At 60.3% G+C, this 23444-nt stretch carries 19 protein-coding genes; 14 read left to right on the plus strand and 5 right to left on the minus strand.

Annotated features, from left to right (window positions below):
• The first annotated feature begins 21 nt into the window (after nucleotides 1-21).
• The 14 genes from ACR0J4_RS14205 to ACR0J4_RS14270 all read left to right on the plus strand — a co-directional run bounded on the left by ACR0J4_RS14205 (nucleotide 22) and on the right by ACR0J4_RS14270 (nucleotide 18078).
• Nucleotides 22-1155 carry an enolase C-terminal domain-like protein gene (locus ACR0J4_RS14205; protein WP_170643266.1) on the plus strand — a complete coding sequence of 378 codons (1134 nt, stop codon included), beginning with the start codon at nucleotides 22-24 and terminating at the stop codon, nucleotides 1153-1155.
• Nucleotides 1152-2402, plus strand: a complete 1251-nt coding sequence (locus ACR0J4_RS14210) for an NAD(P)/FAD-dependent oxidoreductase (RefSeq protein WP_170643265.1) — start codon at nucleotides 1152-1154, stop codon at nucleotides 2400-2402. The genes ACR0J4_RS14205 and ACR0J4_RS14210 overlap by 4 nt, the downstream gene beginning before the upstream one ends.
• A 50-nt stretch (nucleotides 2403-2452) precedes the next feature.
• Nucleotides 2453-3433, plus strand: coding sequence for a TRAP transporter substrate-binding protein (locus ACR0J4_RS14215; RefSeq protein WP_170378565.1), 981 nt, complete (start codon nucleotides 2453-2455; stop codon nucleotides 3431-3433).
• 70 nt (nucleotides 3434-3503) lie between these two features.
• Nucleotides 3504-4037, plus strand: a complete 534-nt coding sequence (locus tag ACR0J4_RS14220; RefSeq protein WP_170549262.1) for a TRAP transporter small permease — start codon at nucleotides 3504-3506, stop codon at nucleotides 4035-4037.
• Between the two features lie 4 nt (nucleotides 4038-4041).
• On the plus strand, nucleotides 4042-5355 hold the full coding sequence (locus ACR0J4_RS14225) for a TRAP transporter large permease (protein WP_170461618.1): 1314 nt from the start codon (nucleotides 4042-4044) through the stop codon (nucleotides 5353-5355).
• A 6-nt stretch (nucleotides 5356-5361) separates the two neighbouring features.
• Nucleotides 5362-6294, plus strand: a complete 933-nt coding sequence (locus ACR0J4_RS14230) for a hypothetical protein (RefSeq protein WP_170643264.1) — start codon at nucleotides 5362-5364, stop codon at nucleotides 6292-6294.
• Nucleotides 6295-6442: 148 nt separating this feature from the next.
• Nucleotides 6443-7027, plus strand: a complete 585-nt coding sequence (locus tag ACR0J4_RS14235; RefSeq protein ID WP_170643263.1) for an ANTAR domain-containing protein — start codon at nucleotides 6443-6445, stop codon at nucleotides 7025-7027.
• A complete protein-coding gene (locus ACR0J4_RS14240) occupies nucleotides 7024-8193 on the plus strand; it encodes an ABC transporter substrate-binding protein (RefSeq protein WP_170643262.1) in 1170 nt (389 codons plus the stop codon). The genes ACR0J4_RS14235 and ACR0J4_RS14240 overlap by 4 nt, the downstream gene beginning before the upstream one ends.
• 270 nt (nucleotides 8194-8463) lie before the next feature.
• A complete protein-coding gene (locus tag ACR0J4_RS14245) occupies nucleotides 8464-9828 on the plus strand; it encodes a CmpA/NrtA family ABC transporter substrate-binding protein (protein WP_170643261.1) in 1365 nt (454 codons plus the stop codon).
• A gap of 74 nt (nucleotides 9829-9902) precedes the next feature.
• The gene (locus tag ACR0J4_RS14250) at nucleotides 9903-10985 is read left to right on the plus strand and encodes an ABC transporter permease (protein WP_170549248.1); all 1083 of its coding nucleotides are present in this window, start codon (nucleotides 9903-9905) and stop codon (nucleotides 10983-10985) included.
• A 5-nt stretch (nucleotides 10986-10990) separates the two neighbouring features.
• Nucleotides 10991-12670 (plus strand): ABC transporter ATP-binding protein, encoded by a 1680-nt coding sequence (locus tag ACR0J4_RS14255; protein WP_170643260.1) that lies wholly within the window; start codon nucleotides 10991-10993, stop codon nucleotides 12668-12670.
• 4 nt (nucleotides 12671-12674) lie between these two features.
• Nucleotides 12675-15110: a nitrite reductase large subunit NirB gene (gene nirB / locus ACR0J4_RS14260; protein ID WP_170643259.1), complete on the plus strand. Its 2436-nt coding sequence runs from the start codon at nucleotides 12675-12677 to the stop codon at nucleotides 15108-15110.
• Entirely contained in the window at nucleotides 15107-15439 is a 333-nt protein-coding gene (nirD, locus tag ACR0J4_RS14265) for a nitrite reductase small subunit NirD (RefSeq protein ID WP_170643258.1), read from the plus strand. Before nirB ends, nirD begins: the two co-directional genes overlap by 4 nt.
• The gene (locus ACR0J4_RS14270) at nucleotides 15439-18078 is read left to right on the plus strand and encodes a nitrate reductase (protein ID WP_170643257.1); all 2640 of its coding nucleotides are present in this window, start codon (nucleotides 15439-15441) and stop codon (nucleotides 18076-18078) included. Before nirD ends, ACR0J4_RS14270 begins: the two co-directional genes overlap by 1 nt.
• A 138-nt stretch (nucleotides 18079-18216) precedes the next feature.
• Here the strand turns inward: ACR0J4_RS14270 and glnT are convergent, their stop codons facing one another.
• The 5 genes from glnT to ACR0J4_RS14295 form a co-directional block, all read right to left on the minus strand.
• Nucleotides 18217-19545 carry a type III glutamate--ammonia ligase gene (glnT, locus tag ACR0J4_RS14275; protein ID WP_170643256.1) on the minus strand — a complete coding sequence of 443 codons (1329 nt, stop codon included), beginning with the start codon at nucleotides 19543-19545 and terminating at the stop codon, nucleotides 18217-18219.
• Nucleotides 19546-19611: 66 nt separating this feature from the next.
• Nucleotides 19612-20940, minus strand: coding sequence for an FMN-binding glutamate synthase family protein (locus ACR0J4_RS14280; RefSeq protein ID WP_170488465.1), 1329 nt, complete (start codon nucleotides 20938-20940; stop codon nucleotides 19612-19614).
• A gap of 20 nt (nucleotides 20941-20960) precedes the next feature.
• Complete coding sequence (locus ACR0J4_RS14285; protein ID WP_170643255.1) at nucleotides 20961-21644, minus strand: GltB/FmdC/FwdC-like GXGXG domain-containing protein; 684 nt, start codon at nucleotides 21642-21644, stop codon at nucleotides 20961-20963.
• Nucleotide 21645: 1 nt separating this feature from the next.
• Entirely contained in the window at nucleotides 21646-22569 is a 924-nt protein-coding gene (locus ACR0J4_RS14290; protein ID WP_170643254.1) for a class II glutamine amidotransferase, read from the minus strand.
• Between the two features lie 201 nt (nucleotides 22570-22770).
• The gene (locus ACR0J4_RS14295) at nucleotides 22771-23397 is read right to left on the minus strand and encodes a helix-turn-helix domain-containing protein (RefSeq protein ID WP_480668706.1); all 627 of its coding nucleotides are present in this window, start codon (nucleotides 23395-23397) and stop codon (nucleotides 22771-22773) included.
• Nucleotides 23398-23444 lie beyond the last annotated feature (47 nt).

Genomic DNA, 23444 nt, shown 5'->3' on the forward strand with positions numbered 1-23444 from the left:
TGCGTCCTGACCGGAGGTGGGATGTCTGATCTACAACAGAAAATTACGGGCTATGATCTATGGCATCTTGCGCTGCCGGTGACATCGCGTCGGGATCACGGCATCGGCTCGGTCGAGGGCGCGTGCGAGGTCGTCATCCTCAGATTGACCACTGAGGACGGCACGCAAGGGTTTGGTGAGGCCTCACCCTGGTCGGTTTTTACCGGCACGCCCGAGGCCACGTTTGCCGCGCTGGACCGCTATCTGCGCCCGCTGGTTTTAGGCGCGCGCCTGTCCGACCGGGCCGCGATCATGGCCCAGGCCGCCCACGCCGTCGCCCATTGCACCGAAGCCAAGGCCGCGCTGGAGGCCGCGCTGCTGGACCTGACTGGCCGCATCTCCTCACTTCCGGTTTGGGCCTTGCTTGGCGGCAAGTGCCGTGATGCGATCCCGCTGAGCTGCTCAATCGCAAACCCTGACTTCGCGCAGGATATCGACCTGTTGGCGCGATTGCGCGATGACGGCGTTCGGATCGTGAAACTCAAGACAGGGTTCAAGGATCATGCGTTCGACATCATGCGACTTGAATATCTGGCCCAGAACCACCCCGAAATGGCCGTCCGCGTCGACTATAATCAGGGGCTGAGCGTCGCGGACGCCCCGGCGCAGGTGCGCGATGTGGCCCAGTTTCAACCCGACTTCATCGAACAGCCCGTTCGGGCGCATCACTTTGGCATGATGGCCCAACTGAAGCAGATGATCGACGTCCCTCTGCTGGCCGATGAAAGTGTCTTTGGCCCCGAAGACATGGAGCGCGCCGCGCGCGAGGGGATTTGCGATGGTGTTTCGGTCAAGATCATGAAATCCGGTGGTCTGACGCGGGGCCAGACGGTCGCCCGCATCGCCGCCACCCATGGGCTGAGCGCCTATGGCGGCGACATGTTTGAAGCAGGCTTGGCCCATCTCGCCGGAACCCACATGATCGCGGCAACGCCCGAGATCACGCTAGGCTGCGAATTCTATCAGGCCAGCTATTTTCTGACGCAAGATATCCTGGAATCCCCTTTCGAGGTGCGGGACGGTCAAGTCATCGTGCCAGACGCCCCCGGACTGGGCGGGAGGCCGGATCTGGCAAAGCTCAACCACTATGCGGTTGCGAAATCGGGGGCAGCATGAGCGACAAGAAAACCATTGCCATCATAGGCGCCGGGATTGTCGGCGTCTCGGCCGCTGTCTGGCTGCAGCGGGATGGGCATGATGTAATCCTGATTGATAAAGCAGGACCTGCCGAGGGGACGTCTCATGGCAATGGTGGGGTTCTAGCGTCCTGCTCGATCGTGCCTGTGACGGTGCCGGGCCTGCTACGCAAAGCCCCCCGCATGCTGTTCAGCCCATCCGAGCCGCTGTTCATGAAATGGGGTTACTTCCCCAAGCTTGTGCCTTGGCTGACCCGCTACCTGAGCCACGCAAAAGCCGACGAGGTAGACCGGATCGCCGCCGCCCTGACCCCGATCATTGGCGACAGTTTGAACGACCACAAGGCCTTGGCTGAAGGGACCGGGGCGGAGAAATGGCTGGTCCCGTCGGACTATCTGTTCCTCTATCGCGACCGGGCTCATTTCGAAGGGGACGCCTTTGGGTGGGGCATCCGGCGCAAGCATGGGTTTCACTGGGATGAGCTCGAAGGGCAGGCCTTGCATGACTATGACCCAGTCTTCAGTCGCGACATCTCATTTGCGACACGGCTGGCGGATCACGGCCACATCACTGATCCGGGCCGCTATGTGAAAGACCTTGCAGCCCATGTCGAGGCCAATGGCGGGCGCATTCTGCGCACCGAGGTCGAGGATGTCACCCGAGATGCGGGCAAGGTAACCGGCGTGCGCGCGGGGGGCGAGACCATCGCCTGCGACACGGCCATCGTCAGCGCGGGCGTCTGGTCCGGGCCTTTGGCCAAACGGCTGGGCATCTCGGTCCCGCTCGAAAGCGAGCGCGGCTACCATCTGGAACTGGTCGAACCATCGGCCATGCCCCGCAGCCCGGTCATGGTGGCCTCCGGTAAATTTGTTGCAACACCGATGGATGGGCGAATACGGTTGGCGGGTATTGTCGAATTTGGCGGGCTAGATGCTCCGCCCTCACGTGCGCCGTTTGAATTGCTGCGCAAGAACGCCCGCGCAGCCTTGCCCGGCGTGACATGGAAGGAGGAAATAGAATGGATGGGGCACCGACCGGCCCCGGCGGACTCGATCCCGATCATCGGTGAGGTTCCCGGTATTTCCGGAGCCTATATGGGCTTTGGCCACCACCATATCGGCCTGACCGGCGGCCCAAAAACCGGCCGTTTGCTGGCTCAGATGATTGCAGGACGCACGCCAAACACAGATACCAGCGTTTACGCGCCAGCACGGTTCGCAACATGAATAATTCGGCTCAAGAAGCCAGTCCAACGCATAACAATAGGGAGACTATCATGAAGAAACTCACCAGCCTTCTCGCGGCAACCGCATTGACCGCCGCTGCGGCCGCCCCCGCCATGGCCGAGAAATGGGACATGCCGATGGCCTATTCGGCCTCGAATTTCCATTCGGCCACGGGTGCTGAATTCGCCAAATGTGTAACCACCGGAACCGGCGGCGAGATCGAGATCGTGACCCACCCCTCGGGCTCTCTGTTCAAAGGCGCCGATATCAAACGCGCGATCCAGACCGGGCAGGCCCCGATTGGCGAGCGCCTGTTGTCCGGACACCAGAACGAAAACGCACTGTTCGGCTTCGACTCGATCCCCTTCCTTGCCACGTCCTTCGATGACAGCGCCAAGCTGTGGGAAGCGGCCAAGCCTTCGATCGAGAGCCTGCTGGCCGAGCAAAACCTGACGCTGCTTTACGCCGTGCCTTGGCCGCCGCAGGGGCTGTACTTCAAGAATGAGGTGAACTCGGTCGCCGATATGAAGGGCATCAAGTTCCGCTCGTACAACAACGCCACCTCACGTCTGGCTGAACTGACGGGCATGCTGCCGGTGACGATTGAAGCCGCAGAGATCAGCCAGGCCTTTGCAACGGGTGTGGCGGACTCGATGGTGTCCTCCGGGTCGACTGGCTATGACCGCAAGGTCTGGGAAAGCCTGAACTACTTCTACGAAGTCGACGCCTGGCTGCCGCGCAACTACGTGATGGTCAACTCGGACGTCTGGTCGGGTGTGTCTGACGCCAACAAGAACGTCATCAAAGCCTGTGCGGAACTGGCCGAATATGCCGGCAACTGGCGTGCCAAGGAATATACCGGCTTCACACTGCAGGGTCTGCGCGATGGTGGCATGACCGTTGGTCCGGCCTCTGACCAGATGGTGGGTGAGCTGAAAGAAATCGGCGTCACCATGACCAACGAATGGCTTGAGGCCGCAGGCGACGAGGGCAAAGCCATCGTCGATGCGTTCAACGCCGCGCAACAATAACGCCAAAACGGGCGGCAGGTCCTTCTGCCGCTCGCACCATCTCAAAAAAGACAAACCAAGCGGGGACAGTATGGCGGTTATGCGTGGGCTTCGGTCCGTTCTGGATTTCATTTATCAGGCCGCAGGCGTTCTGGCCGCGCTTAGCCTGATCGCCATTTTGCTGCTGATCGTAGTGCAGATGCTGGCACGCTGGACCGGAGAGGTCTTTCCCGGCGCGCCCGACTATGCCGGATACGCCATGGCTGCCGCGTCCTTTCTGGCCTTTGCCAATGCGCTGAACCGAGGCAGTCATATCCGTGTGTCCATTCTGTTGAATGCTGTGCCGGACGGGTTCAGGCGTGTTCTCGAAATCTGGTGTTTCGCAATCGGTACAGCGGTGATGTGGTATTTCTGCTGGTACGCCTACCGCTTTGTCTATTGGAGCTGGAAGTTCAGCGATGTCAGTCAGGGGCAGGACAGAACCGCCCTGTGGATTCCTCAATCCGCCATGCTGATCGGTGCCGTGATCCTCGCTATCGCGCTGACCGACCATCTGCTCCACGTGCTGTTCAAGGGGGATCACCGCATCACCCCCGATCTGGCCGACCAAAGCCAGGGGGAATGAGCGTATGGAAAACCTTTCGATCATCATCCTGTTCATCTTCGTCCTCTTCACCCTGTTGGGCACCGGCGTTTGGGTCGGCCTTGCCCTAATGGGCGTCGCCTGGGTCGGGATGGAGCTGTTCACGACTCGTCCCGTCGGCGACGTCATGATCACCACGATCTGGTCCGCGTCCTCTTCCTGGACCCTGACCGCGCTGCCCATGTTCATCTGGATGGGGGAAATCCTTTATCGAACGCGACTATCCGAGGATATGTTCAAAGGGCTATCGCCATGGATGGCCCCTCTGCCCGGCGGGTTGGTGCATACCAATATCGTCGGCTGCACGGTCTTCGCTGCAGTGTCCGGCTCATCCGCTGCCACACTGACCACCGTGGGCAAGATGTCGATCCCGGAACTGCGCAAGCGCAATTACCCAGAGCGAATGATCATCGGGACCCTGACCGGCGCGGCGACACTGGGCCTGATGATCCCACCCTCGCTTACGCTGATCGTCTATGGCGTCACCATCAATGAATCGATCACCAAGCTTTTCTTTGCCGGCATCCTGCCCGGCCTCGTTCTGGCCGCGATGTTCATGGGCTATGTCGCGATCTATTCGAAACTAGGTAAGGACTGGCAGCCCAACGTCGAAGCCAAGCTGAGCTTCCGCGAAAAAATCCACAACTCTCGCTTCCTGCTACCGGTGATCCTGCTGATCACGGTGGTGATCGGCTCGATGTATCTGGGCTATGCCACTGCAACCGAAGCCGCCGCCTTTGGCGTGATTGGAGGGCTATTGCTGGCCGCCGGTCAAGGCTCGCTCAACTGGAAGACCTTCACCGAAAGCTTGATGGGCGCAACGCGCACCAGCGCGATGATTGCCCTGATCCTTGCAGGCGCGGCCTTCCTATCGCTGTCGATGGGCTTCACCGGCCTGCCTCGCGGCCTCGCCGACCTGATCGCCGGGTGGGAGCTAACGCGGTTCGAGCTGCTCATGGTACTGCTGGTCTTCTACATCATTCTGGGGTGTTTTCTGGATGGCATCTCCTCAGTCGTGCTGACCATGGCCGTGGTCGAGCCGATGATCCGCGATGCAGGGATTGACCTGATCTGGTTCGGTATCTTTATCGTCGTTGTCGTCGAGATGGCCCAGATCACGCCGCCCATCGGCTTCAACCTGTTTGTGATGCAGGGCATGACCAACCACGAGATGAGCTATATCGCCCGCGCCGCCATTCCGATGTTCCTCATCATGGTGCTGATGGTATTTGTTCTGATCTGGTTCCCTGAGCTGGCCACTTGGCTGCCCGAGAACCTGCGCCAGAGCCCCGGCGGGTAGCGCCACTTGAACCCGCTACATTTGGCGGCCCGCAATGGCCCCATTGTACTGGTCGCGGGGCTGGTTGCCGGTCTGCTCTTGCCCAGCCTCGCCGAACCGATGCGCCCGCTGTTGCCACCGCTCGTCATGGTGCTTCTGTTCGTGACCGTCCTGAGGATGGAGCCAAAAACACTCATTGGCTCGCTGTCAGACCTGCGCAGCGTGATCCGCACGATTGCAGCACTGCAACTTGCGGTGCCGCTGACGCTTCTGGCCATTGGATACACGGCTGGCTGGATGAGTTCGCCGATCTTCCTGTCACTGCTCATCGTCGCCGCAGCGCCCTCGATTTCCGGCAGCCCGAACATGTGCCTGATGATGGGTCACCCGGCGGAACACGCAGTGCGGCTGGTGGTGGTGGGAACCGCGCTTTTGCCCCTGACGGCGCTGCCCGTCTTCTGGCTCATGCCAGAGCTAGAGGATATTCGCGCCGTCACCGGTGCCTCGGCCCGCTTGTTCCTGACCATCGCCGTTGCGGCCTCCGCCGCGATCGTCTTGCGCCTGACTGTCCTCAGAAACCCGTCCGCGTCCACGCTCAGCAATCTTGAAGGTCTGGGCGCGATCACATTGGCTGTCTTTGTCATTGGCCTGATGCCATCGCTCAGCGCGACGGCACTGGAGGCGCCCGGCATCGCGCTGTTCTGGGTCGCTTTTGCCTGCGTGATCAACTTTGGCGCTCAGGCCGTGATGTTCAGCCTGTTGCGCAGGCGCGGCCCACCAGCACAAGCGACGGCTATTTCTTTGATCGCAGGCAATCGCAATATTGCCCTGTTCTTTGTCGCTTTGCCGCCTGAGGTCATCGCCCCGATTATGGTCTTTATCGGAGCCTACCAGATTCCGATGTACCTGACCCCGACCCTGATGCGGCGACTGTATCGAACGAACGCGACTGACCCCTAGGCAATCCCAATAGCTGCGCCCTGTGATTGCCTGAAGAATACGCACTCCGACGTTGTTCGCCCAAAAATTGATCTACACTTGTGGTCCCTTTGCAAGCGCAGCAATCGATCTGTTGCTAACCCCATGCAGCGCGCCCAACTGACTCCGTATGAGCCAGAACCTGACAGTCGTTGTCGTAGAACAGAACCAAGACCGGGCCTTTGCCATCGTGGATGCGCTGAAGGAGTCCGGCGATGTCGATGTGTTCGTGATCGGAAACGCCTCGGGATTGGCGCGCAAGATTGCCACCCACAGCCCCGATATCGTCCTGATTGATATCGACAACCCGTCGCGCGACATGCTCGAGGAATTGACGGTCGCGTCCGGCCCACTGGAGCGTCCCGTCGCCATGTTTGTGTCTGGAGCAGCCGGTGGGTTGGCAAAAGCTGCGGTTGAGGCAGGTGTCTCAGCCTATGTGGTCGATGGCCTGCAGGCCGAGCGTATCAAGCCGGTGATCGACACGGCCATCGCCCGGTTTCAGGTGCTGCGCCAGATGCGGACGGAACTGGCTGAAACCCGCCGCGCATTGGAAGAACGCAAGGTGATCGACCGCGCCAAGGGATTGTTGATGAAAGCCAAAGGCGTGCCCGAGGATGAGGCCTATGCCCTGTTGCGCAAAACCGCGATGAACCAGAACCGCAGGGTGGCCGAGGTCGCCGAGGCTTTGGTTACGGCCTCAGAGTTGTTGTCATGAGGACCGTCACCCTTCCCGTAGCCTACATGCCGCTGGTCGATGCCGCCCCATTAATCGTCGCGCGCGAAATGGGGTTCGACCATGCCGAGGGCATTTCGCTGGATCTGCGCCCTGCCCCATCCTGGTCGTCCCTGCGCGACATGCTGGCCTTTGGACATGTCGATGCGGCGCATCTGCTGTCTCCGGTGCCGGTTGCCATGGCCTTGGGTCTGGGCGGCATCGCGACGCCGCTATCGGCCGTGTCGGTGCTGTCGATGAATGGCACCGTGATTGGTGTTGGAACACAATTGGCCGGACGGTTGGCACATCAGGGATATGGTTTTGATTTCGCCGATGCCGCCAAAGCCGGCGGAGCATTGGCAAAAGCCGCCGGAGACGTTCTGGTCTTTGGCGTCCCCTTCCCTTTCTCGATGCATGTCGAACTGTTGCGCTACTGGGTGGCGGGAACCCCGCTGGCATCGAAAAAGGTGGAAATCCGCACTGTACCACCGCCATTGATGGCGCAGGCCCTCGCCGGTGGAGAGATCGACGCCTTTTGCGTGGGTGAGCCCTGGGGATCATTCGCGGTCGACGACAATGTCGGCACTCTGCTTCTGCCGGGTCAGGCGATCTGGACGTGTGCACCGGAAAAGGTTCTCGCCGTGCGCAACGACTGGGCTGAGACCGAGCCGCATCTGCTCGGCAGCCTGATGCGGGCCGTGTGGCGCGCCGGGCGTTGGCTATCAAGTGAAGACAGCCGCACAACCGCGTCCGAGATGCTGTCCCGCAAATCCTATCTCAACGTCTCGCCCGAACTGATCGACCGCGCCCTGATGGGAGAGTTCACGATCTCTGCCCGCGGCGAACAGCGCCATGTTGACGGGTTCGTCGAGTTCTTTGACGGGGCCGCCACCTTCCCTTGGCGCAGTCAGGCGAAATGGATGGCGCACCAATTGGCGTTGCGAAATGGGTTGGATGTCACAACTGCCGAGCGTAAGGCCGCCAAGGTCTTTCGTAGCGATCTTTATCGTCGTGAACTGCAGGGTCTGGGCGTGGAATCACCGGGCGCCTCGGAAAAGCTGGAGGGCGCACTACCCGCCTCGACCGCTGTGGCCTCAACCCATGGCAGCCTGATTCTGCCCCCTAATGTCTTTTTCGACCGGCGCATTTTCGAGCCGACCGGTTAAGATTGCCTATTTTTTTTGCAGCGCAGCATTCGACAGTGCTGCATTGCAGAAAAAGTACCTCTGAAATGCCAAAAAGGGATGACGACCCAAACCCGACAAGGCTTAATCGGGTCAACGGCAGGCAACGACGCCCACCGTAAGAATTCGCCCGCCGAAATGGGCATCCACTAAGAGCAGAGCCGCTCGACCACCCGCCAATCCTCCCGGCGGTGTGTGTCGGCGGCTTTTTTGTTTGCCCAAAGCGATTGGGCTGAACCGAAAGGGAACGAGATGAAAAAGCTACTTCTGGGCCTTGTTGCGTCTACTGCGCTTGTCTCTCCGGCATTGGCCGAGCTGGAACTGGAAAAAGACGAGCTGACCTTTGGCTTTATCAAGCTGACCGACATGGCCCCGTTAGCCGTCGCCTACGAACAGGGCTATTTCCTGGAAGAAGGCCTGTTCGTGACGTTAGAAGCGCAAGCCAACTGGAAAGTACTGCTGGACGGCGTGATCGGCGGGCAGCTGGACGGCGCGCATATGCTGGCAGGCCAGCCTTTGGCGGCGACCATCGGATACGGGACCGAAGCCCATATCATCACGCCCTTCTCAATGGATCTGAACGGCAACGGCATCACCGTCTCAAACGAGATTTGGGAAGAAATGAAGCCCAATATCCCAAAGATGGATGACGGCCGCCCGCAGCACCCGATCAGCGCCGAGGCATTGGCTCCGGTCGTTGAGAAGTACAAATCCGAAGGCAAGCCGTTCAACATGGGCATGGTTTTCCCGGTTTCGACCCATAACTACGAGCTGCGCTACTGGCTGGCCGCTGGCGGTCTGCATCCGGGGTATTACAGCCCCGAAAACGTGACAGGTCAAATCGGTGCGGATGTCTTCCTGTCCGTGACCCCTCCGCCGCAGATGCCCGCCACGTTGGAGGCCGGTACGATCTATGGCTATTGCGTGGGCGAGCCTTGGAACCAGCAGGCCGTGTTCAAAGGCATCGGCGTTCCGGTCATCACCGACTATGAGCTTTGGAAGAACAACCCTGAAAAGGTCTTCGGCATCACAGCCGAGTTCGCGGAAGAGTACCCAAACACCACTCTGGCCGTGACCAAAGCGCTGATCCGTGCGGCGCAGTGGCTGGATGAGAACGACAACGCCAACCGCCCCGAGGCGGTCGAGATCCTAAGCCGTCCGGAATATGTTGGCGCGGACTATGACGTCATTGCCAACTCGATGACCGGCACGTTCGAATATGAAAAAGGCGACAAACGCGAGGTTCCCGATTTCAACGTGTTCTTCCGCTACAATGCGACCTACCCGTTCTACTCGGACGCCGTCTGGTACCTGACTCAAATGCGCCGCTGGGGTCAGATCGCCGAGGCCAAGCCCGACAGCTGGTATGACGAAGTCGCCAAGTCGGTCTACAAGCCCGAGATCTACCTTGAGGCCGCGCGCTTGCTGGTCGACGAAGGGCTGGCGAACGAGGCTGATTTCCCGTGGGACAGCGACGGCTACAAAGCACCGACTCCGGCCGAAGATATCATCGACGGTATCGCCTATGACGGCCGCACCCCCAACGCCTATCTCGAAAGCCTCTCCATCGGTCTGAAGGGCGAGCAGAAGATCGTCGGTTCCGACGTACAAGGCTAATTCCCCAAAACGCCGCGCCCGGCCCTCGTCGGGCGCGGACCCCAAAGTGCCCCGCCATCGCAAGGACACATCAGATGACAACGGTCGATCCCGAATTCAACGCAGACGCCGCCCGCGAGGAACGTCGCGCCCGCCTTTTCACCCGCATCAACGCAGCCGACAAATGGTTTCAGGTGTTGGGCCTCAGCTGGGCTACGCCCGTCCTGAAGGCCGCTGCCGGAGACAACCCACGCGCCCAGATGACCGAGATTTGGCGGTTGCTGATCGTTCCTCTTTTGTCGATCTGTGCCTTTCTGCTGCTCTGGGCCACGCTGGCCCCCAAGGTGCAAACCTCGCTTGGTGCGGTCCCCGGACCTGCGCAGGTTTGGAGCGAGATGGTCAGCCTGAACGAAGACGCAAAGGCCAAGGCCGCCAAGCGCGCGAAATTCGAAGCGATGGTCGAAAAGCGCAATCAGAAATTCATTGATGCCGGTCAGCCCGAGAAAGTGAAAGAAGTCGCCTTTACCGGGGCGCCTTCGTATTACCAGCAAATCTGGACGTCGATCAAAACGGTATTTTTCGGCTTTCTGATCGCCACAGTGGTCGCCGTGCCGCTTGGCATTGCCGCTGGTCTTTCTCCGACCGCCAATGCCGCGCTGAACCCGCTGATCCAGATCTTTAAACCGGTGTCGCCACTGGCCTGGTTGCCGATCGTCACAATGATCGTCTCGGCCGTCTACGTCACCAATGACGGCTGGTTCGCGAAGTCGTTCCTGATCTCGGCCATCACCGTGACACTCTGTTCGCTGTGGCCCACATTGATCAATACGTCGCTGGGTGTAGCCTCGATCGACAAGGACCTGGTGAATGTCTCCAAGGTGTTGAAAATGAACACCTATACCAAGATCACCAAACTGGTGCTGCCCTCTGCCCTGCCCCTGATCTTCACAGGCCTGCGCCTGTCGTTGGGCGTCGGCTGGATGGTCCTGATCGCGGCGGAAATGCTGGCGCAGAACCCCGGTCTGGGCAAGTTCGTCTGGGATGAGTTCCAGAACGGCTCGTCCAGCTCGCTCGCCAAGATCATGGTTGCGGTCTTCACCATCGGCATCATCGGCTTCCTGCTGGACCGGGTGATGTACGCGCTGCAATCCCTGTTTACCTTCACGAATAACCGGTGATCGAGATGAGCATTCTGAGCTTCAAGAACGCCTCGAAATCCTTCGGTGAAGGCACCGCACGCACCGATGTGCTGAAAGGTATCGACCTTGACGTGCAAGAGGGTGAGTTTCTGGTGATCCTCGGCTTCTCGGGCACTGGCAAGACGACCCTGATCAACCTGATGGCCGGTCTGGATACGCCAACCAAGGGCGAGGTCGCGTTCAAAGGTACTCCGATCAAGGGGCCGGGCCCTGAGCGTGGCGTGATCTTCCAGAACTACTCTCTGATGCCATGGCTGACGGTCAGCGGCAATGTGGGGCTGGCGGTGGATACTGTCTTTCCCGGCCTCAGCAAGGCCGAGAAAGCCGAGAAAGTCGCGCATTATGTGAAGATGGTTGGACTCAGCCATGCCGCATCGCGCCGCCCAGCGGAGTTGTCCGGCGGGATGCGCCAGCGGGTCAACGTGGCGCGCGCTTTGTCGATGGACCCAGAGGTTCTGCTGCTGGATGAGCCTTTGTCCGCTTTGGATGCGCTGACCCGCGCCAATCTGGCGGATGAGATCGAACACATCTGGGAGGCCGACAAAAAGACCTGCGTGCTGATCACCAACGATGTCGACGAGGCTATCATTCTGGCCGACCGGATTATCGCTCTGAACCCCGATGGGACTTTGGGGCAGGAGTTCCGCGTGTCGATTCCCCGCCCACGTGATCGGGGTGCGATGAACAACGATGAGACCTTCAAACGCCTCCGGGCCGACGTCACCAAGTACCTGATGGATGTGGGGATCGAGGCCAAGGTCGAAGGCTCTCGTATCCTGCCGGATGTTACACCGATCCACGGGGTTCCAACGGCGGTGGCCGAGGCGCAGAAGGGGATGATCGAGAACCGCTTCCTCGACTTCTCGCAGCTGCACAAAGTGTATCCGACGCCAAAAGGCCCCCTGACCGTGGTCGAAGATTTCGACCTGAAGATTGACAAGGGTGAGTTTATCTCGCTGATCGGCCATTCCGGCTGCGGCAAGTCCACGGTTCTGACCATGGCGGCAGGTCTGAACGACATCTCGAAAGGCGCGATCAAACTGGATGGCCGTCACGTCGAAGGGGCCGACCCGGAACGTGCGGTGGTGTTCCAATCGCCAAACTTGTTCCCCTGGCTGTCTGCCAAGGAGAACGTCGCGATTGGCGTCGACAAGGTCTATCCCAAGGCCAGCATGGCCGAGCGTCAGGATGTGGTCGAATACTATCTGGAACGCGTCGGGCTGGCCGATGCGATGGACAAATCTGCCTCGGATCTCTCGAACGGGATGAAACAGCGCGTCGGCATCGCCCGCGCCTTCGCCCTGTCCCCCAAGCTGCTACTGCTGGACGAACCCTTCGGGATGCTCGACAGCCTCACACGCTGGGAATTGCAGGAAGTCCTGATGGAGGTCTGGTCTCGCACCAAGGTCACCGCAATCTGTGTGACTCATGACGTGGATGAGGCGATCCTACTGGCCGATCGCGTGGTGATGATGACCAACGGCCCGCAAGCGACCATCGGCAAGATCACCAAGGTCGACCTGCCGCGTCCGCGCACACGCAAGGCACTGTTGGAGCACCCGGACTACTACGCCTACCGGCAAGAGGTCCTCGATTTCCTCGAAGAATATGAACACGGCGCCAAGCCAAAAACACCCGCCCCCAAGGCGATTGCAGCGGAGTGAAATCATGAAGCAAAGACTTGTTGTCATTGGCGCAGGGATGGCCTCGGGCCGGGTGCTGGAACATCTTACCGACGCCGCGCCGGATGCGTTCGACATCACCCTGTTCAATGCCGAACCGCGCGGGAACTACAACCGCATCATGCTCAGCCCGGTCCTGTCGGGCGAGAAAACCTATGAAGAGATCGTCACCCATGACGACACCTGGTATGCGGAGCGCGGCATCTCCTGCCGCTTTGGCGAGCAGGTTGCCAAGATCGACCGTGAGATGAAGGTGGTCGAGGGGGTCAACGGACATGTGCCCTACGACAAGCTGGTGATCGCGACAGGATCGAACCCGTTCATCATCCCTCTGCCCGGCCATGATCTGGACGGTGTGATCGCCTATCGCGATCTGGAAGACACCCAGCGGATGATGGGCATGGGTTCGGGCAACAAGGTTGTCGTGATCGGCGGCGGCCTGCTGGGGCTTGAGGCCGCCGCGGGTATGGCCGCGCATGGGGTCGACGTGACCGTGGTTCACATCATGGGCCATCTGATGGAGCGTCAGCTGGACGAAGCCGCAGGCTATCTGCTGAAGAAGTCGCTGGAAGACAAAGGCATCAAGATTTGCCTGCAGGCGAACTCGAAAGAAATCCTCGGGCAAGATGGCAAAGTCCGCGCGCTGCTTCTGGACGACGGGACCGAATTACCATGTGACCTGCTGGTCATGGCCGTGGGGATCCGCCCCAACACGGCTCTGGCGCAAGAAGCCGGTCTGGCCACCGGGCGCGGTATCCATGTGGACGACCAGATGTTGACCTCGGACCAGGATGTTTACGCCGTGGGCGAATGCGTCGAACATGACGGGGCGGTCTTTGGCCTCGTCGCGCCGCTCTACGATCAGGCGAAAGTGGCCGCGCAGGCGCTATTGGGCGACGAGGCTGCGTTTGTTCAGAAAACCCTCTCGACCAAGTTGAAGGTCACCGGCTGCGATTTGTTCAGCGCGGGCGACTTCGCAGACGCGCCAGGGCGTGAGGATATTGTGTTCCGCGACCCCTCGCGCGGGGTCTACAAGCGGCTGGTCATCGAAGAGGACCGCCTGGTTGGCGCGGTTATGTATGGCGACACTGCCGATGGCAGCTGGTTCTTCGGGCTGATCAAGGACGGCACCAGTATCGAAGACATGCGTGAGACGCTGATCTTTGGGCCCGCCTATCAGGGGGGCGATACCGCGGACCCTCTTTCAGCCGTTGCAGCATTGCCGCCTGAGGCGGAAATTTGCGGCTGCAACGGCGTATGCAAAGGTGACATTGTCGAGGCGATCAACGCAGGTGCCAGCGATCTGGGGGCCGTGCGTGCAAGCACCAAGGCCAGCGCCTCCTGCGGGACATGCACGGGGCTGGTCGAACAGGTGTTGCAAGTCACTCTGGGTGATAAGTTCCAAATGCCAACGGCGCAACCGATCTGCGGCTGCACCGACCTGACCCACGAGGACGTGCGCCGACTGATCAAAGGGCAAGAGCTGAAAAGCCAAGCCGCAGTTTGGCAGGAGCTAGGCTGGACAACACCCAATGGCTGCCATGTCTGCCGTCCGGCCATCAATTATTACCTGCTGGCCGACTGGCCTCTGGAATATCAGGACGACCCGCAAAGCCGCTTCGTTAACGAACGCAAGCACGCCAACATCCAAAAGGACGGCACTTTCAGCGTTGTCCCGCGCATGTGGGGAGGCATCACCACCCCCGAAGAATTGCGTGCCATCGCGGATGCGGCGGACAAATACGACGTGCCCACGGTGAAAGTCACCGGCGGTCAGCGCATCGACTTGTTGGGCGTGAAAGGTGAAGATTTACCCGCCATCTGGTCTGATCTGAACCAGGCCGGTCTGGTCTCTGGCCACGCCTATTCCAAGGGCCTGCGCACGGTCAAAACCTGTGTCGGCACTGATCATTGCCGGTTCGGTACGCAAGACAGCACGGGTCTCGGCATCAAGCTTGAGAAAATCCTGTGGGGGTCGTGGACCCCGCACAAGTTGAAATTGGCGGTTTCGGGGTGCCCGCGCAACTGTGCCGAGGCGACCTGCAAGGATATCGGTGTGGTCTGCGTGGACTCAGGTTACCAGATCAGCATAGGCGGGGCCGCCGGTATGGACGTCAAAGAGACTGAGTTACTCTGTCAGGCCCCAACCGAAGACGAAGCGATCGAGGTCGTGATGGCCGTCACGCAGGTCTATCGCGAAGGCGGCAAGTATCTGGACCGCTTGTATAAATGGCTGGGCAAGGTGGGCATGGACTGGGTCAAGGCTCAGGTCGTGGAGGACCGCGAAAACCGTGCCGCTCTGGTCGAACGGTTCGAACTGTCCCAAAGCATCTACCGCAAGGACCCCTGGGCGGAACACGTCAAAGAAAAAGCGCAAACCTACGCGCCGATTGCAGATTTCACACTGGAGGCCGCGGAATGAGCTGGATCGACATCGGACATATCGAAGACATCCCACTGCGCGGCGCGCGTTTGGTGAAAACGCATATCGGCTGTATCGCGGTCTTCCGCACCGCCGAGGCCGAGGTCTTCGCCGCCACCAACACCTGCCCCCACAAAGGCGGGCCGCTGTCCGAGGGGATCGTGCATGGGCAATCGGTTACCTGCCCTCTGCACAACTGGGTCTTCGACCTGAACACGGGCCAGGCGCAGGGCGCTGACGAGGGGCAGATCGCCACCTATCCGGTGCGTCTCGAAGGCGGGCGTGTCTTGTTGGATGCCAGCACAGTCTCTCATCGGAGCGCCGCCTGATGGACGGCACCGGCCTGCCCGAGGTCCGCTCGACCTGCGCTTATTGCGGGGTTGGCTGTGGCGTCCTGCTACGCCCCGACGGGGCCGGAGGGCTGGCCGTACGCGGCGACCCGGACCACCCGGCAAACCATGGCCGGCTCTGTTCCAAGGGCTTGGCTTTGGGTGAGACCGTCGGCTTGGATCACCGCCTGCGAAACCCGCGCGTGTTTGGTGAGGATGTCAGCTGGGATGACGCCCTTGAACTGGTTGCGGATCGGTTCTCATCGGCGATCAAGGCGCACGGGCCGGACAGTGTTGCCTTCTACGTCTCGGGGCAATTGCTGACCGAGGACTACTATGTCGCCAACAAGCTGATGAAGGGGTTCATCGGGTCGGCGAATATCGACACCAATTCGCGGCTCTGCATGGCATCCACCGTGGCCGGGCACAAACGCGCTTTTGGCACAGATACCGTGCCCGGAACCTATGAGGATCTGGATCAGGCCGATCTGGTTGTTCTGGTCGGGTCAAACCTCGCGTGGTGTCACCCAGTTCTTTATCAGCGGCTCATGGCGGCACGTCAGGCACGGGGGACTCGGATCGTTGTGATCGACCCGCGCAAAACGGCGAGTTGCGATCAGGCGGATCTGCACCTGCCTCTGGCACCGGGCAGCGATGTGGCCCTATTCAACCATCTAGTTGGTAGAATTTATGAAACCGGACAGGTTGACGCGGGTTTTCTGAGCCACACGACAGGGTTCACGGACACACTGGCCACCGCGCAAAATGACAACCCGGCGGCGACTGGTTTGGACCGGAAAGACCTCGACACCTTCTGTGACATGTGGATCGGGACGGAACGCGTAGTTACGGTCTTCAGCCAGGGTGTTAATCAATCCTCCAGCGGGACGGACAAGGTCAACGCGATCCTGAATTGCCATCTGGCCGCGGGCCGGATCGGTCGACCCGGCATGGGGCCGTTTTCTGTCACCGGGCAGCCGAACGCCATGGGCGGGAGAGAAGTCGGTGGGCTAGCCAACATGCTCGCCTGTCATCTGGACATCGAAAACACAAGCCACCGCGCGGCGGTTCAGAAGTTCTGGGCTGCTCCAAACATGCCCAAGAAACCGGGGCTGAAAGCCGTCGACCTGTTTCGAGAGATCGAGAAGGGGCAGATCAAGGCCCTCTGGGTGATCCATACCAACCCCGCCGTCACCATGCCCGAGGCCGACCGGGTGCAGGCCGCCATCAAAGCCTGTCCCTTCACTGTTGTCAGCGACCTGACCGAACATACAGACACCGCCCGCGTCGCAGATGTGGTGTTGCCAGCAGCAGGATGGGCCGAGAAAAGCGGCACCGTCACCAATTCGGACCGCACGATCAGCCGCCAGCGCGCCGTACTGACCCCTCCGGGCCATGCTCGGGCCGATTGGGATATCCTCGCCGAAGTGGGCCGCCGTATGGGGTGGCAAGAGGCATTCGACTATACCTCGCCAGCGCAGATTTTCCGCGAATACGCTGCCCTGTCATTGGTGGCCAAACCCTTTGGGCGCGATTTCGACATCTCTGGATATGCGGACCTGTCGGACGACGACTATGCCGAGCTGCAACCAACCCGCTGGCCGGTGACGCCTGACGGCACTGGAGGGAGGTTCTTTGGCGACGGGCGGTTCTTCCACCCTGACGGCAATGCCCGCCTGATCCCGGTCAGCCACAGACCGCCCGAGGCGAAGGCCTCGGACCGCTACCCGTTCCTTCTGAACACCGGGCGTACACGGGACCAATGGCACACCATGACCCGCACTGGCCTGTCACCGCGCCTGTCGTCGCACCTAGCTGAACCTTTTATTGAGGTTCACCCCGAAGATGTGGCTCGTCTCGGGCTAGACCCCGAAAGCTTGGTAGAGGTTAAAAGCGCGGTGGGGGCATGTATCTTCCGACTAAAGACATCCGATGCCGTCGCGCCCGGACAGGTCTTCGCGCCGATCCACTGGACAGGCGAAACAGCCCCCTCGGCCCGTGTCGATGCATTGATACCCGGCGTTACTGACCCGGTATCAGGCCAACCGGAAAGCAAAGCCGCCGCAGTGTCATTGCACCCCATGAAGGCCGGTTGGTATGGTTTTGCAATCTCCGCGACACCTCCATCACCAGCGGCAGAGTATCGGGCAACGGCAAAAACCGAAAACGGCTACAGAACAGAGCTGGCGGGATATGAGATGCCTTCGGACTGGGAGAAAACGGCCCGAGACTGGTTCCAACTACCTGACGCCCTGTCCACATCGGTCGAAGACCCCAAGCGAGGGTCTTTCAGGATCGCCCTGTCAGACGGTCCACACGTCCTTGCTGTTCTCTTCGTCTCTCGGGAACCTGTGACCTTGATGAGGGAGTATCTTGCAACCCTGCCTGATGCCGAGCCTCATCAGCTCCTGTCCGGACGATCCGCAAACGGCGTCGAGGATGGCGGGCCGATCGTCTGCTCCTGTTTCGGGGTCGGACTCAATACGATCGTCCGGGCCATAGGCACCCAGAACATCGGTGATGTCGATGAAATCGGCAGGCTCTTGCAGGCGGGTACTAACTGTGGATCATGCCGCCCGGAACTGTCAGGATTGCTTGCCAAGCATTCGGTTCCGGTTTTGCAGGACGTCGAACCTTAGGCGCAGGACCTATTCTGGGTCCTGCAAGGCCGCCATTTTCTCCACACCGATAAGCATATCTTGCACGTGGTGCTGCGCGCTAAAGGCGTGGCCAAAAAGACCGAGGCCGCTGCTTTTGCTGCGGCCTCTTTTTTGCTCTCAGATATCCAGCGTATGTTGTTTTTCCCAATTCGAGAAGTGTGACACAAACGAGTTCCACTCCTGATGCTTCATCTTCAGGAAAGCGCTGGAGAACTCCTGCCCCATCATCTCTTTCAGTTCAGCATCCTTGTCGAATTCGCGCAAGCCATCGAGCATGTTCAGCGGCAGTTTGGGCGCGTCGGTGACCGTGTGGCCTTCGGCATACATGTCGATGTCATAGCGCGGTCCCGGATCAGCCTTTTTTCGGATGCCCGACAGACCGGCGGCGATGATCACAGCCTGCAGCAGATACGGGTTCGCCGCCCCATCGGGCAGGCGCAGTTCGAATCGGCCCGGGCCGGGGACGCGCACCATATGAGTGCGGTTGTTGCCTGTCCAAGTCACGGTGTTGGGCGCCCATGTTGCCCCCGACATGGTGCGCGGCGCGTTGATACGCTTGTAGCTGTTCACCGTCGGGTTGGTGATCGCCGCCAGCGCGCTGGCATGTTTCATGATGCCGCCGAGGAAGTACTTGCCCTGCTCGCCCAGACCAACCTCTCCGGTCGGGCCGTCGCCTTCGCCCGCAAACACGTTGGTCTTCGCATCCGCGCCCGGCGCGTCCCAGACCGAGATATGGGCGTGGCAGCCATTGCCCGTCAGCCCTTCGACCGGCTTGGGCATGAAGGTGGCGCGCAGCCCGTGCTTTTCGGCGACGGATTTGGTCATGAACTTGAAGAAGGAATGCTTGTCGGCGGTTTTCAGAACGTCATCGAATTCCCAGTTCATCTCGAACTGGCCGTTGGCGTCCTCGTGGTCGTTCTGGTACGGGCCCCAGCCCATTTCCAGCATGTAGTCGCAGATCTCGCGCACCACATCATAGCGGCGCATCACGGCCTGCTGATCGTAACAAGGCTTTTCGGCGGTATCGAACGGGTCGCTGATCTGTTCGCCATCGGGGGTCAGCAGGAAGAACTCGGCCTCGATCCCGGTTTTGACATGCAGGCCCATCTCGGCGGCTTCGTCGATCAGGCGGCGCAACACGTTACGGGGCGCTTGGGCCACATCCTGCCCCTCCATCACGCAATTGCCTGCAACCCAGGCCACCTCGGGCTTCCAGGGCAGCTGGATCACCGAGGACGGGTCCGGCACGGCCAGCATGTCGGGATGCGCGGGGGTCATGTCCAGATAGGTGGCAAACCCGGCGAAACCCGCGCCGTCTTCCTGCATCTCTGCAATGGCTTGTGCGGGCACTAGCTTGGCCCGCTGTCCACCGAACAGGTCAGTGAACGAGATCATGAAGTATTTGACGCCTTTTTCCTTGGCGAAAGCTGCCAGATCTATCGTCATGGTCGGCTTTCCTTTCCCTGTTGTTTTCAGAAAACGCGGCCCCGTTTGGGACCGCGTGTTTTATGTTCAGAACCCGGCCTTGCCCGGATACCAGTCGGTCCCCGCCAGAGGCACCCGCGCCATCGCGGCGGCCTCCATCGTCAGGGCGCACAGATCCTCGGGTTCGAGGTTGTGCAAGTGATTGTGACCGCAGGCCCGCGCGATGGTCTGCGCCTCAAGCGTCATGACCTTCAGGTAGTTGCGCAGCCGTCGCCCGGCATCGACCGGATCAAGACGCGCGGCAAGCTCGGGGTCTTGGGTCGTGATACCTGCGGGGTCTTTGCCTTCGTGCCAGTCGTCATAGGCCCCGGTTGTGGTGCCCAGCTTCTGATACTCGGCTTCCCATTTCGGGTCGTTGTCACCCAGGGCAACCAGGGCCGCCGTGCCAATCGCCACCGCATCCGCACCAAGCGCCATCGCCTTGGCCACATCCGCCCCGGTGCGGATACCGCCCGAGATCACAAGCTGCACCTCGCGATGCACCCCCAGATCCTGCAGCGCCTGCACGGCAGGTCGGATACAGGCCAGCGTCGGCAGGCCCACATGTTCGATGAACACATCCTGCGTGGCCGCCGTGCCACCCTGCATCCCGTCCATCACCACCACATCGGCCCCAGCCTTCACCGCCAGCGCAGTGTCATAATAAGGCCGCGTCGCGCCGACCTTGACGTAGATCGGTACTTGCCAGTTGGTGATCTCCCGCAGTTCGAGGATCTTGATCTCAAGATCATCCGGTCCGGTCCAGTCCGGGTGACGGCAGGCAGACCGCTGGTCGATCCCCTTGGGCAAGGTCCGCATCTCGGCCACGCGGTCGCTGATCTTCTGGCCCAGCAGCATACCGCCGCCTCCGGGTTTGGCCCCCTGCCCCACCACGATCTCGATCGCGTCGGCCTTGCGCAGATCGTTGGGGTTCATGCCATAACGCGAGGGCAGATACTGATAGACCAGCTTGCTCGAGTGCCCGCGTTCCTCGGGCGTCATACCGCCATCGCCAGTCGTGGTCGAAGTGCCTGCCGCCGAAGCGCCGCGGCCAAGGGCCTCTTTCGCCGGTCCCGACAGCGCGCCAAAGCTCATGCCAGCGATGGTGATCGGGATATCCAACTGGATCGGGTTCTTGGCAAAGCGCGTGCCCAACGTTACCGAGGTGTCGCAACGCTCGCGATAGCCCTCCAGCGGATAGCGCGAAACGGAGGCCCCCAGAAACAGCAGGTCATCGAAATGCGGCACCTTGCGTTTGGCGCCTCCACCCCGGATATCATAGATACCGGTGGCCGCCGCGCGGCGGATCTCAGCGTTGATCGGGTTAGAAAAGGTCGCTGACTGGATCGGCACGGTGCGCGGGGTCTGATCGTCCATATCTTTCATACCCTTCATCCTTAGTAAGCGGCCGAGTTGTCGACGTCGAAGTTATACAGCTGACGGGCCGAGCCATAGCGTTTGAACTCTTCCGGCCTGGCATCGCTGCCTGCGCGGTCCAGCAGGTCCTTCAGGATATCAAGATGTTCGGGGCGCATCTCTTTCTCGACACAGTCCGCGCCAAGGCTCTTGACTGAGCCCCGCACAAAAAGCCGCGCCTCGTAGAGGGAATCCCCCAGCGCGTCGCCAGCATCACCGCAAACCACCAGATTGCCCGCCTGCGCCATGAAGGCCGACATATGGCCGATATTGCCATGCACCACGATGTCGATCCCCTTCATCGAGATCCCGCAGCGCGAGCTGGCATTGCCCTTGATCACCAGCAATCCACCGTGGCCCGTGGCCCCAGCGTATTGGCTGGCATCGCCATCGACAATGACCTGACCCGACATCATATTCTCGGCCACGCCCGGCCCAACCGAGCCTTCGACCCGCACAGTGGCCTGCTGGTTCATGCCCGCGCAGTAGTACCCGGTTGAGCCCTTCACCGTCACCTCGATCGGTGCGTCCAACCCGACCGCGATGGCGTGGCTGCCCTTGGGATTCACCACCTCCCAGCTGGTCTGGTTGGTCTCTTTGCTTTGCTCCTGCAAGGACGCGTTCAGCCCGCGCAGGCCGTCGGCCTCAAGATCGTAGGTCTGCATTTTACGCGGCCTTTTTGTTGGGAAAGTCTGTGTGGGACCAGAAGTAGACCGTCGCCGGCTCCGGCTCCCACACGCGGGCATCTTCAATGCCGGGCAGGTTCACCAAGGCTCGGTATTCACTGCCGAAGGCCACATATTGATCGGTTTCCGCCATGACCGCCGGTTTGCAGGCAATCGGGTCACGGACCACGCCGAACCCGTCCTTGGTGCCAACGACAAATGTGAAGAACCCATCCAGATCCTCAAGGCTGCTTTCCAGCGCCTCGCCGAGAGACGCGCCGTTCATCATTTTCCACGTCAGGTAAGCGGCGCCGACCTCGGTGTCATTCTCGGTCTGGATATGCACGCCTTCTCGGCGCAGCTTGCGCCGCAGCGAGTTGTGGTTGGACAGCGATCCGTTATGCACCAGACACTGGTCATCCCCGGTGTTGAACGGGTGCGCACCCATCGTGGTCACCGCCGATTCCGTGGCCATACGCGTGTGGCCGATGCCATGCGTGCCGGTCATGCCGTTGAGGTTGAAGCGCGCGGCAACATCTTTGGGCAGTCCGACCTCTTTGTAGATCTCAAGGCTCTCCCCTCGGCTCATGATCCGGACCGAGGGGCGGATCTCGGCCAGCGCGGCGCGTGCAACCTCGAATTGATCGCCGGGGATATCCAACACCGCATGGGTATCGTTGATCGTCTGGGTCACGGAGGTATTCAGGCTCTGGCCCAGCTCATCCGCCAGTCCGGCAAAGTCCTGTTCGGGGTTTGCAGACTGAACGGTAACCTTCGTGATGCCCTGAGATGGATCGCCATAGATCGCGATACCGGCGCTGTCGGGGCCACGGTCGGTCATGGTGATCAGCATATCCGTCAACATCTCACCCAGCTTGGGCGACAGTGACTGGTCTTTAAGGAATAGTCCGACAATTCCGCACATGGCAGACAGCTCTCCTTGCGTGTTTCGTTACGCATGTACGCTAGCAACAAAACATCGGATCCTCAATAACTAGGGGAAATGTTTTTTCCTAACAGGCAAATTTTGCCTAATCTCTGAGCGCGCAGTAATACGCCGTCCCCTGAAGGTCCGGATAACGCGCCATTCGGCTAGCTGATCATCAACATTTTTTTAAAAGGCGGATCAGCTTGTCTGAGGGTAACTGATCACCGACAGGTACCGCGCTGGCAGGCTGACCAATCTTTCAGGTCCATGTGGCGCATCCGCGTCGAAGAACAGAGTATCACCGGGTTTCAACGGAAAAACCCGATCACCATGGCGATAATCCACCTCACCCTCCAGCATATAGATCGTTTCAATCCCGCCATGCTGGAAGGTTGGGAAAACATCCGATTCCGCTGTCAGGGTGATCAGATAAGGCTCGACAATCACGCCCGAACCATTGGCGCCTAAATGGCCGAGAAGGTTGTATTGGTGATGGGCCCGCGTGCCTTCGCGCTCTAGCTCGACGCCTTCACCAGCCTTGGTGTGGACAGCGTCGCGACGCTCTTCAAAACGGCGAAAAAAGCTGGTCAGCGGAACCGACAACGCATCGGCCAGCAGTTGCAGCGTGGTCAGCGAAGGCGACGTGTTGCCGTTTTCGATCTTGGACAGCATCCCGATCGACAGGCCGGTAACCTGCGCCAGCTCGGCGACCGTTGTGTTCTGTTGCTTGCGAAAGGCCCGAACCTCGCGACCGATAGCCACTTCCAGAACCTTTTCCCGGTCACCAGACCGGATCGAATGAGGATCCTGCGTGAGTTTCGTCATTGAGGCTCTGTCGTTTGGGTTGGCCGTCATATCCACTGCCCTTGCTA

It is taken from the genome of Ruegeria sp. B10 (assembly GCF_056539825.1).